This window comes from Pseudomonas sp. PB101 (assembly GCF_009764265.1).
Taxonomy (GTDB): Bacteria; Pseudomonadota; Gammaproteobacteria; order Pseudomonadales; family Pseudomonadaceae; genus Aquipseudomonas.
Window position 1 is genome coordinate 1 of record NZ_RWIR01000079.1, and the last position, 12,755, is coordinate 12,755.

The 12,755-nt window shown below is 60.6% G+C and carries 12 protein-coding genes; 6 read left to right on the plus strand and 6 right to left on the minus strand.

Translation table 11 applies throughout. From position 1 onward, the window contains the following. The first annotated feature begins 265 nt into the window (after positions 1-265). From EI969_RS24235 to EI969_RS24260, 6 genes are read left to right on the plus strand one after another with little or no spacing between them, the layout of a single operon-like run. A complete protein-coding gene (locus EI969_RS24235; RefSeq protein ID WP_160390001.1) occupies positions 266-1,360 on the plus strand; it encodes an ABC transporter ATP-binding protein in 1,095 nt (364 codons plus the stop codon). Continuing rightward, positions 1,360-2,475 (plus strand): ABC transporter ATP-binding protein, encoded by a 1,116-nt coding sequence (locus EI969_RS24240; protein ID WP_160390002.1) that lies wholly within the window; start codon positions 1,360-1,362, stop codon positions 2,473-2,475. Before EI969_RS24235 ends, EI969_RS24240 begins: the two co-directional genes overlap by 1 nt. Next, a complete protein-coding gene (locus EI969_RS24245) occupies positions 2,472-3,338 on the plus strand; it encodes a carbohydrate ABC transporter permease (RefSeq protein ID WP_103395468.1) in 867 nt (288 codons plus the stop codon). The genes EI969_RS24240 and EI969_RS24245 overlap by 4 nt, the downstream gene beginning before the upstream one ends. 10 nt (positions 3,339-3,348) lie before the next feature. Continuing rightward, positions 3,349-4,149, plus strand: a complete 801-nt coding sequence (locus EI969_RS24250) for a carbohydrate ABC transporter permease (protein ID WP_110662253.1) — start codon at positions 3,349-3,351, stop codon at positions 4,147-4,149. A 10-nt stretch (positions 4,150-4,159) separates the two neighbouring features. Next, a complete protein-coding gene (locus tag EI969_RS24255; protein WP_103395750.1) occupies positions 4,160-4,432 on the plus strand; it encodes a DUF2160 domain-containing protein in 273 nt (90 codons plus the stop codon). A 47-nt stretch (positions 4,433-4,479) separates the two neighbouring features. Continuing rightward, entirely contained in the window at positions 4,480-6,222 is a 1,743-nt protein-coding gene (locus EI969_RS24260) for an ABC transporter substrate-binding protein (RefSeq protein WP_160390003.1), read from the plus strand. 266 nt (positions 6,223-6,488) lie between these two features. Here the strand turns inward: EI969_RS24260 and nuoN are convergent, their stop codons facing one another. From nuoN to nuoI, 6 genes are read right to left on the minus strand one after another with little or no spacing between them, the layout of a single operon-like run. Continuing rightward, entirely contained in the window at positions 6,489-7,952 is a 1,464-nt protein-coding gene (nuoN, locus tag EI969_RS24265; RefSeq protein WP_160390004.1) for an NADH-quinone oxidoreductase subunit NuoN, read from the minus strand. Between the two features lie 7 nt (positions 7,953-7,959). Continuing rightward, a complete protein-coding gene (gene nuoM, locus EI969_RS24270; RefSeq protein ID WP_160390005.1) occupies positions 7,960-9,492 on the minus strand; it encodes an NADH-quinone oxidoreductase subunit M in 1,533 nt (510 codons plus the stop codon). Positions 9,493-9,531: 39 nt separating this feature from the next. Next, complete coding sequence (gene nuoL / locus EI969_RS24275; RefSeq protein WP_160390006.1) at positions 9,532-11,385, minus strand: NADH-quinone oxidoreductase subunit L; 1,854 nt, start codon at positions 11,383-11,385, stop codon at positions 9,532-9,534. Then, positions 11,382-11,690: an NADH-quinone oxidoreductase subunit NuoK gene (gene nuoK / locus EI969_RS24280; protein WP_007946416.1), complete on the minus strand. Its 309-nt coding sequence runs from the start codon at positions 11,688-11,690 to the stop codon at positions 11,382-11,384. The genes nuoL and nuoK overlap by 4 nt, the downstream gene beginning before the upstream one ends. Positions 11,691-11,692: 2 nt before the next feature. After that, positions 11,693-12,196 carry an NADH-quinone oxidoreductase subunit J gene (gene nuoJ / locus EI969_RS24285; protein ID WP_160390007.1) on the minus strand — a complete coding sequence of 168 codons (504 nt, stop codon included), beginning with the start codon at positions 12,194-12,196 and terminating at the stop codon, positions 11,693-11,695. Positions 12,197-12,205: 9 nt separating this feature from the next. Continuing rightward, positions 12,206-12,751 carry an NADH-quinone oxidoreductase subunit NuoI gene (nuoI, locus tag EI969_RS24290; protein WP_178120804.1) on the minus strand — a complete coding sequence of 182 codons (546 nt, stop codon included), beginning with the start codon at positions 12,749-12,751 and terminating at the stop codon, positions 12,206-12,208. Positions 12,752-12,755: the final 4 nt, after the last annotated feature.

Sequence of the window (12,755 nt, forward strand, 5' to 3'; positions counted from 1 at the left end):
CGATGGCGATTTCGATGACGCCATCGCCAGCAAGCCGGCTCCTACAGGTGCATGAACGGTGTCTAGAGTGTTGTTCACTATTGTTCACTGTCAATGGGTGAACTGTTCAATTGTTCATTTCCGATTGTTCATTTGTGTTCAGCAACGAACGCGTTTTTGCCTTCATCTTCAGGGATTTCAAGCTGAATCAACGGCTTGAGATTTTTGGCACGAATGTCGCTTTATCGCTCCGGTCGCTTGACTCCAATAATAAAAAGGCCGAGCCATGTCACTCACCCTGGAGCACGTCAGCCGCACCGTCGAGGGCCAGACCTGGATCGACGATGCCAACCTGAGTTTCGAACCCGGTTCCTTCAACGTTTTGCTGGGGCGCACCCTGTCCGGCAAAACCAGCCTGATGCGCCTGATGGCCGGTCTGGACAAGCCCGACAGCGGGCGCATCCTGATGAACGGCGTCGACGTCACCCAACGCCCGGTGCGCCTGCGCAACGTGTCGATGGTTTATCAGCAGTTCATCAACTACCCGACCATGACGGTGTTCGAGAACATCGCCTCGCCGTTGCGTCAGGCCGGTGTATCCAGCGAGATGATCCAGAGCAAGGTGCTGGAAACCGCGAAGATGCTGCGCATCGAGAAGTTTCTCAAACGCTATCCGCTGGAGCTTTCCGGTGGCCAGCAACAACGCACGGCCATGGCCCGGGCGCTGGTCAAGGATGCCGAACTGATCCTGTTCGACGAGCCGCTGGTCAACCTCGACTACAAGTTGCGCGAAGAGCTGCGCCAGGAAATGCGCGAGCTGTTCAAGGCGCGTCACACCATCGCTATCTACGCCACCACCGAACCCAACGAAGCCCTGGCCCTGGGCGGCACCACGACCATTCTTCACGAAGGCCGGGTGATCCAGAGCGGGCAGTCTTCAGCGGTCTATCACCAGCCGCAAACGGTGTTGGCGGCCGAGCTGTTCTCCGAGCCGCCGATCAACCTGATGCCGGGGCGCATCGCCGGCAATGAAGTGAGTTTCGCCAACTTCGTGCACTTTCCGCTGAACGTCGACTTGCGCCCGGTGGGCGAGGGCGAATTCCGTTTCGGCGTGCGACCCAGCCATATCTCGCTGGTGCCGAGCAATGACGATGACCTCGAACTGGCGGTGACCGTCGAGGTCGCCGAAATCAGCGGCTCGGAAACCTTCCTGCATGTGCGCAACGAGCATTTCCTGCTGGTACTGCACTTGCCGGGTGTTCACGAATACGACGTCGATGCGCCGATCCGCATCTACATCCCGACCCATAAACTGTTTGTGTTCGATACGCAGGGGCGGCTGGTCCAGGCGCCGGGCCGGCGTGTCGCGAGGGTTGCCTGATGGCCGAAATCCGATTGCAGAACCTCGCCCACAGCTACACCAAGACCCCGGCGGGACCTGAGGACTACGCGATCCGCGAGATGGACCACATCTGGGAGCAGGGTGGCGCCTATGCGTTGCTGGGGCCATCGGGTTGCGGCAAGTCGACCTTGCTCAACATCATTTCCGGGCTGCTCAGCCCGTCCCAGGGCCATGTGTTGTTCGACGGCAAAGCGGTCAACGACCTGACCCCGGAGAAGCGCAACATCGCCCAGGTTTTCCAGTTTCCGGTGGTCTACGACACCATGACGGTGTTCGACAACCTGGCCTTCCCGCTGCGCAACCAGGGCATGGCGGAGGCAAGAATCCATACCAAGGTGCAGGAAATCGCCGAAGTACTCGACCTGCAGAACCTGCTGAGCAAAAAGGCGCGCAACCTCACCGCCGATGAAAAGCAGAAAGTCTCCATGGGCCGTGGGCTGGTGCGTGACGACGTCTCGGCGATCCTGTTCGACGAGCCGCTGACGGTGATCGACCCGCACCTGAAGTGGAAGCTGCGGCGCAAGCTCAAGCAGATTCACGAACAGTTCAACATAACCATGGTCTACGTCACCCACGATCAGCTGGAGGCCTCGACTTTCGCCGACAAGATTGCGGTGATGTACGGCGGGCAAATCGTGCAGTTCGGCACGCCAAGGGAGTTGTTCGAGCGGCCGAGCCACACCTTTGTCGGCTACTTCATCGGCAGCCCGGGGATGAACCTGATCGAGGTGCAGCCGCAACCGGGGGGTGTCGGGTTCGCCTCGACCCATCTGCCGCTGTCCGAGGCCATGCAACAGCGTATCGCCGAGTCCGGATGGAAAACCCTGAAGGTCGGCATTCGTCCGGAGTTCATCCATGTGTGGGATGAAGCCTTTGATGACGCGCTGCGGGCACAGGTCGTACACGTCGAAGACCTGGGCACCTACAAGATCATGACCCTCAACCTCGATGGCGCCACCCTGAAGGTGCGCCTGGCCGAAGACAAACCGGTGCCGCAAGGCACGGCCTACATCAGTTTCCCGGCGCAGTGGCTGATGGTCTACGCCGACGAATTCCTCCTGGAAGCCCAGGCCAATACCGAGGTGCAGCCATGAACAAGGTGCAGAACAACAAGGCCTGGTGGCTGGTGTTGCCGGTGTTCCTGCTGGTGGCGTTCAGTGCGGTGATCCCGATGATGACCGTGGTCAACTATTCGGTGCAGGACATCTTCGACCAGTCCAGCCGCTATTTTGTCGGCGCCGATTGGTACAAGCAGGTGCTGCTCGATCCGCGCCTGCATGACTCGTTGCTGCGCCAGTTCATCTATTCGGCCTGTGTGCTGCTGATCGAAATTCCCCTGGGCATCGCCATCGCCCTGACCATGCCGACCAAGGGGCGCTGGTCTTCGGTGGTGTTGATCGTCCTGGCTATCCCGCTGCTGATCCCGTGGAACGTGGTCGGCACCATCTGGCAGATCTTCGGCCGCGCCGACATCGGTCTGCTGGGGGCGAGCCTCAAGGCCATGGGCATCAACTACAACTATGCGGCGAACACCATGGACGCCTGGGTCACCGTGCTGATCATGGACGTCTGGCACTGGACCTCGCTGGTGGCGCTGTTGTGCTTCTCCGGGTTGCGGGCGATTCCGGATGTGTATTACCAGGCGGCGCGCATCGACCGTGCTTCGGCCTGGGCGGTGTTCCGGCATATCCAGCTGCCCAAGCTCAAGAGTGTGCTGCTGATCGCAGTGATGTTGCGCTTCATGGACAGCTTCATGATCTACACCGAGCCGTTCGTGCTCACGGGCGGTGGTCCGGGCAATGCCACGACCTTCCTCAGCCAGACCTTGACCCAGATGGCCGTAGGGCAATTCGACCTGGGGCCGGCAGCGGCATTCTCGCTGGTGTACTTCCTGATCATCCTGTTGGTGTCCTGGCTGTTCTACACCGCCATGACTCACTCTGACGCCAACCGTTGAGGCCTGCGCCATGAGCAAAAGAAAACTTATCCCGTTGCTGCTCTACATCCTGTTCCTGCTGGTGCCGATCTATTGGCTGCTGAACATGTCCTTCAAGAGCAACACCGAAATCCTCGGCGGCCTGACGCTTTTCCCACAGGATTTCACCCTGGCCAACTACAAGGTGATCTTCACCGACCCAAGCTGGTACACCGGCTATATCAACTCGGCGTACTACGTGAGCCTGAACACGATCATTTCCCTGACCGTGGCGCTGCCGGCGGCCTATGCCTTCTCGCGCTATCGCTTCCTGGGCGACAAGCACCTGTTCTTCTGGCTGCTGACCAACCGCATGGCGCCACCGGCGGTGTTCCTGCTGCCGTTCTTCCAGCTGTATTCCTCGATCGGGCTGTTCGACACCCACATCGCCGTGGCCCTGGCTCACTGCTTGTTCAACGTGCCGCTGGCAGTGTGGATTCTCGAAGGCTTCATGTCCGGCGTGCCCAAGGAAATCGACGAAACGGCCTACATCGACGGCTACAGTTTCCCCAAGTTCTTCGTGAAGATCTTCATCCCCTTGATCGGCTCCGGCATCGGGGTGACGGCGTTTTTCTGCTTCATGTTTTCCTGGGTCGAACTGCTGCTGGCACGAACACTGACTTCGGTGAATGCCAAGCCGATCGCCGCGGTGATGACCCGTACGGTTTCGGCCTCGGGCATCGACTGGGGCGTGCTGGCGGCGGCGGGGGTGTTGACCATCCTGCCGGGCATGCTGGTGATCTGGTTTGTTCGCAACCACGTGGCCAAGGGCTTTGCCCTGGGCCGGGTATGAGGAACTGATGATGGAATGGATGAGCTGGACCGTCCCCACGGCGGCATTCTTCAGTGTGATTGCCCTGATCCTGGTGGTCATGACCACTTGGGAGTTGCGTTCGCCGAGCATCCTTCGGCGTGGTTTTTTGCCGATTGCCACCACCCGTGGCGATCGCTTGTTCATCGGTCTTCTCGGTAGCGCCTACCTGCACTTGCTGGTAATCGGCGTCACCGACTGGAGCATCTGGGTGGCGTTCGCGTTGTCCCTGGTGTGGCTGTTGGCTGTGATGCGTTGGGGCTAGTCGAATCGCTCGGCAATGTTGCTCCGAAACCCTAAAAGGAGGTCTCTATGTTCGACAAAAACAATAAGCTGCGACATAGCATTTCACTGGCAGCCATGCTGGCACTCAGCGGTTTGAGCGCTTCGGCCTGGGCCGATGCCTACGAAGATGCCGCGAAGAAATGGATCGGCAGTGAATTCAAACCGTCCACCCTGACGGCCGATCAGCAGTTGGAAGAGTTGAAATGGTTCATCAAGGCGGCGGAGCCGTTTCGCGGGATGAACATCAAGGTGGTGTCGGAAACCATCGCCACCCACGAGTATGAGTCCAAGGTGCTGGCCAAGGCCTTCACCGAGATCACCGGGATCAAACTGACCCACGACCTGCTGCAGGAAGGCGACGTGGTGGAAAAGCTGCAGACCGTGATGCAGTCGGACAAGAGCATCTATGACGGCTGGGTCAACGACTCGGACCTGATCGGCACGCACTTCCGCTACGGCAAGACTGAATCGATCACCGACCTGATGGCCAACGAGGGCAAGGACTTCACCTCGCCGACTCTCGACCTCAAGGACTTCATCGGCATCTCCTTCACCACCGCGCCGGACGGCAAGATCTACCAGTTGCCTGACCAGCAGTTCGCCAACCTGTACTGGTTCCGCGCCGACTGGTTCGAGCGCGCGGACCTCAAGGCCAAGTTCAAGGAAAAATACGGCTATGAGCTGGGCGTGCCGGTGAACTGGTCAGCCTATGAGGACATTGCCAAGTTCTTCAGCGAGGACGTCAAGGAAATCGATGGCAAACGTGTCTACGGGCACATGGACTACGGCAAGAAAGACCCTTCCCTGGGCTGGCGCTTCACCGACGCCTGGTTCTCCATGGCCGGCGGCGGCGACAAGGGCATCCCCAACGGCTTGCCGGTGGACGAGTGGGGCATTCGCGTCGAGGACTGCCATCCAGTGGGTTCCAGCGTGACCCGCGGCGGCGACACCAACGGGCCGGCGGCGGTGTTCGCGACCACCAAGTACGTCGACTGGCTGAAGAAGTACGCGCCACCGGAAGCGGCGGGCATGACCTTCTCCGAATCGGGTCCCGTACCGTCCCAAGGCGCCATCGCCCAGCAGATCTTCTGGTACACCGCCTTCACCGCCGACATGACCAAACCGGGTCTTGCGGTGATGAACGCCGACGGCACGCCGAAATGGCGCATGGCGCCGTCGCCACGTGGGCCGTACTGGGAGGAGGGGATGAAACTGGGCTATCAGGACGTGGGTTCCTGGACCTTCATGAAGTCCACCCCTGAGAAGCAGAAACTCGCAGCCTGGCTCTATGCACAGTTCGTGACTTCGAAAACCGTGTCGCTGAAGAAAACCATCGTCGGCCTGACGCCGATCCGCGAGTCGGACATCAACTCGCAAGCCATGACCGACCTGGCACCGAAGCTCGGTGGCCTGGTGGAGTTCTACCGCAGCCCGGCTCGCGTGCAATGGACCCCGACCGGGACCAACGTGCCGGACTATCCACGCCTGGCGCAACTGTGGTGGAGCCACATCGCCGAAGCCGCCAGCGGCGAGAAAACCCCGCAACAGGCACTCGACGGCCTGGCCAAGGATCAGGACGCGATCATGTCCCGTCTGGAACGCTCCAAGGCACAAGCCACCTGCGCGCCGAAAATGAACCCAGAGCGCGATGCGCAATACTGGTTCGACCAGCCGGGTGCACCGAAGCCGAAACTGGAGAACGAGAAACCAAAAGGCGAAACCGTGAGCTACAACGAGCTGCTGAAATCGTGGGCGGATGCGCGTAAGTAAAGTGTCTGGACTGTGAAAGGCAAACGGCACCGGAAGGTGCCGTTTTTGTTGGTGTCTGTTCCACCGTCATCGCGAGCAAGCTCGCTCCCACAGGTTTTGTGTCGTACACAAAATCGGCGAGCGCCCTGGGCCACTGTGGGAGCGAGCCTGCTCGCGATGAGGCCAGCCCTGACAACCGATTGCTTTGGCCGAACACGAATCTCTCAAACGCAAAAACGGCACCCGAAGGTGCCGTTTCCGTTTACTGCCGAATGTCGCCTAAGCGATCAACCCACCAGGCCCGACTGTTGAACCAGGTTCAGCAGCGGTTGTGGGTAGACGCCGAGGAAGAACGCGACCAGGGCGATGGCCAGCAGCATCACGCCGCCTGCCTTCTGTTCCCAGTGCAGTTGCGCATCGACGCGACGCAGGTTCGGTTCGATCAGGTACAGGGTGACCATGACGCGCAGGTAGTAGAACACGCCGATGGCGCTGCCCAGTACCAGCGAGCCAACCAGCCACCATTGATGCGATTCGACACCGGTGGCGATGATGTAGAACTTGCCGATGAAGCCCGCGGTCAGCGGGATGCCGGCCAGGGACAGCATCATCACGGTCAGTACGGCGGTCAGGTACGGACGGCGCCAGAACAGGCCGCGGTATTCGTACAGGGCGTCTGCGTCACGGCCTTTGTACGGCGAAGACATCAGGGTGATCACGCCGAAGGCGCCGAGGCTGGTGATCACGTAGGTGACCAGGTACACGCCGATGGCTTCCACGGCCAGGCCCTTGCTCGCCACCAGGGCGATCAGCAGGTAACCGAAGTGGGCGATGGACGAGTAACCCAGCAGACGCTTGAGGTTGCTCTGGGTCAGGGCCAGCAGGTTACCGAACAGGATCGACGCGATGGCGATGATGGTCAGCACGTCGCTCAGCACGCCGCTGCTGGCCGCTGGCGAGATCTGGAACAGACGCACCATCACGGCGAACACGGCAACCTTGGAAGCGGTCGCGAGGAACGCTGCAACCGGCGCCGGAGCACCTTCGTAAACGTCTGGAGTCCAGAGGTGGAACGGTACCAGCGACAGCTTGAACGCCAGGCCGATCAGCATCATGCCCAGGCCCAGCTGAGCCAGCGAGCTTGGCAGCCCAGTGGCCGCCAGCGCCTGACCGATACCCACGAAGCTCAGGGAACCCGAGTCTGCGTAGAGCAGCGCCATACCGAACAACAGGAAGGCGGAGCCTGCAGCCGACAGCACCATGTACTTGATACCGGCTTCCAGCGAGCGCTTGTTGAAGAAGGCGTAGGCCACCAGACCGTAGACCGGCACCGACAGCAGTTCCAGACCGATGAACAACCCGGCCAGGTGCTGTGCGCTGACCAGAACCAGGCCACCGGCGGCGGCCATCAGGATCAGCAGGTACAGTTCTTCACGGTTGCCCGGGTAACCCGTGCCGCCATCGCCGAGGTAGGCGTGGGCGAGGGTGACACAGGCGAGGGTGGCGACCAGGATCAGCGCCATGTACAGGCAAGCGAAGCTATCGATTTGCAGCAGAGGGGTCACAGCCAATGGCGCGACCTTCAAGGCTGGCAGGATCGACAGCAACGCCAGGTTCAGGCCCGCCACTGAAATCAGGAAGGTCTGCGAGTGGTTGCGGCGCCAGGCGATTGCCAGCATCACCACGATAATGGTGAGGCTGGTAATCAACAGCGGCGCTAGCGCGATAAAGTGTTGAGTCGTGAATTCCATAGCGCTCTTACCGGGCCGAAGCGAGTTGAGTGAAGGCGGTGCCGAGCCACTGCTGCACGCCATGCATCGTCGCGGCAGAGGTATCGAGGAACGGTTGTGGATACACGCCGATGTAGATCAGCAGTGCAGCCAGACCGACCACCATGATCAGTTCGCGACCGTCCATGCCATGCAGCACCGCGTCCGATTTGGCCGGGCCGAAGTATGCACGGTGGATCATGATCAGCGAGTAGACCGAACCGAACACCAGGCCGGACGTCGCGATGATGGTGACCAACGGCGCAGCAGGGAAGGTGCCGATCAGGATCAGGAACTCACCGACGAAGTTACCGGTACCCGGCAAGCCCAGCGACGCGGCTGCGAAGAACAGGCTGAGCGCCGGCAGGTAAGCGATCTTCGACCACAGGCCACCCATTTCACGCATGTCGCGGGTGTGGGTGCGTTCGTACAGCTGGCCACTCAGGATAAACAGTGCCGCGGCCGACAGACCGTGCGCCAGCATCTGCATCACCGCGCCTTGCAGCGCCAGTTGGCTGCCAGAGTAGATGCCGATCAGTACGAAGCCCATGTGGGAAACGGACGAGAAGGCAATCAGACGCTTGATGTCGGTTTGCGCGAACGCCAGGAACGCACCGTAGAAGATCCCGATAAGACCCAGGGTCATGGCGATCGGCGCGAACTCGGCCGAGGCATTCGGGAACAGCGGCAGGGCGAAACGCAGCAGGCCGTAGGCCGCAGTCTTCAGCAAGATACCGGCGAGGTCGACGGAACCAGCGGTCGGTGCCTGGGCGTGAGCGTCAGGCAACCAGGAGTGGAACGGTACGACCGGCAGCTTGACCGCGAAGGCGATGAAGAAGCCGAGCATCAGGATGTACTCGGTGGTCATCGACATCTTGGTCTTCAACAGATCGGCGTAGTTGAAGGTAATCACGCCGGTTTCGTTGAAGTTGACCAGTACCAGGCCCAGGATCGCCACCAACATGATCAGGCCGGAAGCCTGAGTGAAGATGAAGAACTTGGTCGCCGCGTAGATCCGGGTTTTCTTGCCGTCCGAAGAACTGTGACCCCAGAGCGCGATGAGGAAGTACATCGGCACCAGCATCATTTCCCAGAAGAAGAAGAACATGAACAGGTCGAGGGCGAGGAACACGCCGACGACACCGCCCAGGATCCACATCAGGTTCAGGTGGAAGAAGCCCACGTGACGCTGGATCTCTTTCCACGAGCAGAGTACCGAGAGCACACCCAGCAGACCGGTCAGCATGATCATCAACAGCGACAGGCCGTCGAGGGCCAGGTGCACGTTGATGCCGAAGCGCTCGATCCAGACGTGCTTGAACTCAAGCGCCCAGGTCGGGTCGGCGCCAGGCGCCGGGGCAAATGAATAATCACCGTTGGCCCACAGCCAGAGGCCGAGGGAGAGCAACAGGGACATGGTGATCAGCGCAATCCAGCGGGGGAGGGTGGCGCCGAAGCGCTCACCCATCCAGCACAGCAGGCCGCCGATGAAGGGGATCAGGATTAGCCAAGGCAGAATCATGACGGGTTCGTTTCCTTTCGCAAATTCGCAAGGTTCATATCAGACCGCTACCAGCACGACGGCGCCAATGACCAGCACGGCACCAGCAGCCATCGAGGCGGCGTACCAACGCAGTTGACCGGTCTCGGTACGGCTCAGGGCGGTGTGACCGCCTTTGGCCATGCGCGGGATCAGACCGATGGTCTGGTCGAGCGGGTCTTTGCGCAGGATGTGGCTGATCGCCAGGTACGGCTTGACGAACAGTTTGTCGTAGATCCAGTCGAAGCCCCAGGCAGCGAACCACCAGGCCGAGAGGAAACGGCCGATGCCGCTGTTGGCGACGGCGGTGACGAAGCGACGCTTGCCGAGGAACAGCAAGGCTGCCAGCAGGATACCGGCCAGGGCGATGGCGCCCGAAGCGATTTCCAGGCTGTGCTTGGCTTCGCCGCCGGCATGGCCGACGCTCTCCGGCAGTACGCCGTGCAGCGGTGGAACGATCATCGCGCCGATGGCGGTGGACAATACGATCAGCACCGACAGTGGCAGCCAGTGGGCGATACCGTGACCGGCGTGGGCTTCGGTCTTCGCTTCACCGTGGAACGCGATGAAGATCAGGCGGAAGGTGTACAGCGAGGTCATGAACGCGCCGACCAGACCTGCGTAGAGCAGACCGTTGTTGCCGCTGGCGAACGCTTCCCAGAGGATTTCGTCCTTGGAGTAGAAGCCTGCGGTGACCAGTGGCAAGGCCGCGAGGGCCGCGCCGCCGACGATGAAGCTGGCGTAGGCCAGTGGCAGTTTCTTCCACAGACCGCCCATCTTGAAGATGTTCTGCTCGTGGTGGCAGGCAACGATCACCGCACCGGAAGCAAGGAACAGCAGGGCCTTGAAGAAGGCGTGGGTCATCAGGTGGAAGATCGCGCCATCCCAGGCACCAACGCCCAGGGCCAGGAACATGTAGCCGATCTGGCTCATGGTCGAGTAGGCGAGGATACGCTTGATGTCGGTCTGGACCAGTGCGGCGAAACCGGCCAGCACCAGGGTCACACCGCCAACCAGGCCCACCAGGTGCAGGATTTCCGGCGCCAGGGTGAACAGGCCGTGGGTACGGGCGATCAGGTAGACGCCTGCGGTCACCATGGTTGCGGCGTGGATCAGTGCCGAAACCGGGGTAGGACCGGCCATTGCATCCGCCAGCCAGGTTTGCAGTGGCAGTTGCGCGGATTTACCGACAGCGCCACCCAGCAGCATCAGGGTGGCCATGACCATCCAGAAGTCGCCGGCCTGGAATTTCTGCGGAGCCAGCACCAGCAGTTCCTGGACGTTCAGCGTGCCCAGTTGGGCAAACAGAATGAACAGGCCGATGGCCATGAACACGTCACCGATACGGGTCACGATGAAGGCCTTGAGTGCCGCGTTACCGTTGTTGCGGTTGCTGTAGTAGAAACCGATCAACAGGTACGAGCACAGGCCCACGCCTTCCCAGCCGAAGTACAGGAACAACAGGTTATCGCCCAGGACCAGGAACAGCATGCTGGCGATAAACAGGTTGGTGTACGCGAAGAAACGCGAGTAGCCGTCTTCACCACGCATGTACCAGGACGCGAACAGGTGGATCAGGAAGCCGACGCCGACGACCACGCCGAGCATGGTCACGGACAGGCCGTCCAGATACAGCGCGAAGTTCGGCGTGAAGCCTTCCACCGCCATCCACTGCCACAACACCTGGGTGTAGTGGCCGCCTTCCGGCGGGGCGACGTTGAATTGCCAGATCACGTAGGCGGTGACGATCGCCGACAGACCGATGGAACCCACGCCGATCAGTGCGGCCAGGTTTTCCGAGATGCGTCCACGGGAGAACGACAGCAGCAGGAAACCAATGAGAGGGAATACGAAAGTCAGAAAGAGTAGGTTCATCCGCGCATCTCACTGGCAGCGTCGATATCGAGCGTGTGGAAGCGGCGATACAGTTGCAACAGGATCGCCAGGCCGATGCTGGCCTCGGCGGCTGCCAGGCTGATCACCAGGATGAACATGATCTGTCCATCCGGCTGCGCCCAACGGCTGCCGGCAACGATGAAGGCCAGTGCAGAGGCGTTCATCATCACTTCAAGACTCATCAACACAAACAAAATGTTGCGGCGGACCATCAGGCCGACCAGACCGAGGCAGAACAGGATGCCGGCGACCGCCAGACCATGCTCCATAGGGATAGCAGGCATCGTCATTGCTCCTTGGCTTCGTTGCGGCCCAAGTGGAACGCCGTGACGGCTGCGGCGAGCAGCAGCATCGAGGCGAGTTCGACCACCAGCAGGTAAGGACCGAACAGGCTGATGCCCACGGCCTTGGCGTCTACGGTGGTGTGGCCGACGGCTTCACCGGTCTGGTGGGAGAACAGCACGTACAGCAGTTCAACCAGCAGCAGGGCGGCGAGCAGGACCGGGCCGCCCCAGATACCGGGCTTGAGCCAGGCGCGCTCTTGCTGAACCGAGGCCGGGCCCAGGTTGAGCATCATCACCACGAACACGAACAGCACCATGATGGCGCCAGCGTAGGCGATCACTTCCAGGACACCGGCAAACGGCGCGCCGAGGGCGAAGAACGTCATCGCCACGGCGATCAGCGAAATGATCAGGTAGAGCAGGGCGTGCACAGGGTTGGTGTTGGTGATCACGCGAAGCGTGGACACCACAGCGATACCCGATGCGAAATAGAAAGCGAATTCCATCTTTCTTCCTTAAGGCAGCAAGCTCTTCACGTTGATCGGTTCGGCTTCATTCTGCGCGGAGCCTTTCGGCTTCCCGGCAATCGCCATACCTGCAACACGATAGAAGTTGTAATCAGGGTTTTTGCCGGGGCCGGAGATCAGCAGATCTTCTTTCTCGTACACCAGGTCCTGACGTTTGAACTCGGCCATTTCGAAATCCGGCGTCAGCTGGATCGCGGTGGTCGGGCAGGCTTCCTCGCAGAGGCCGCAAAAAATGCAGCGCGAGAAGTTGATGCGGAAGAAGTCCGGGTACCAGCGACCGTCTTCGGTTTCAGCTTTCTGCAGCGAGATGCAACCGACCGGGCACGCCACGGCACACAGGTTGCACGCTACACAACGCTCTTCACCGTCGGGGTCGCGGGTCAGGACGATACGCCCACGGTAGCGCGGCGGCAGGTACACGGCTTCTTCCGGGTACTGCAACGTGTCGCGCTTGCGGAAGGCGTGGCCGAAGATCATCACCAGGCTGCGAAGCTGGGTGTAGAGGCCATGCACGATGTCAAATATGTACTTCATGATT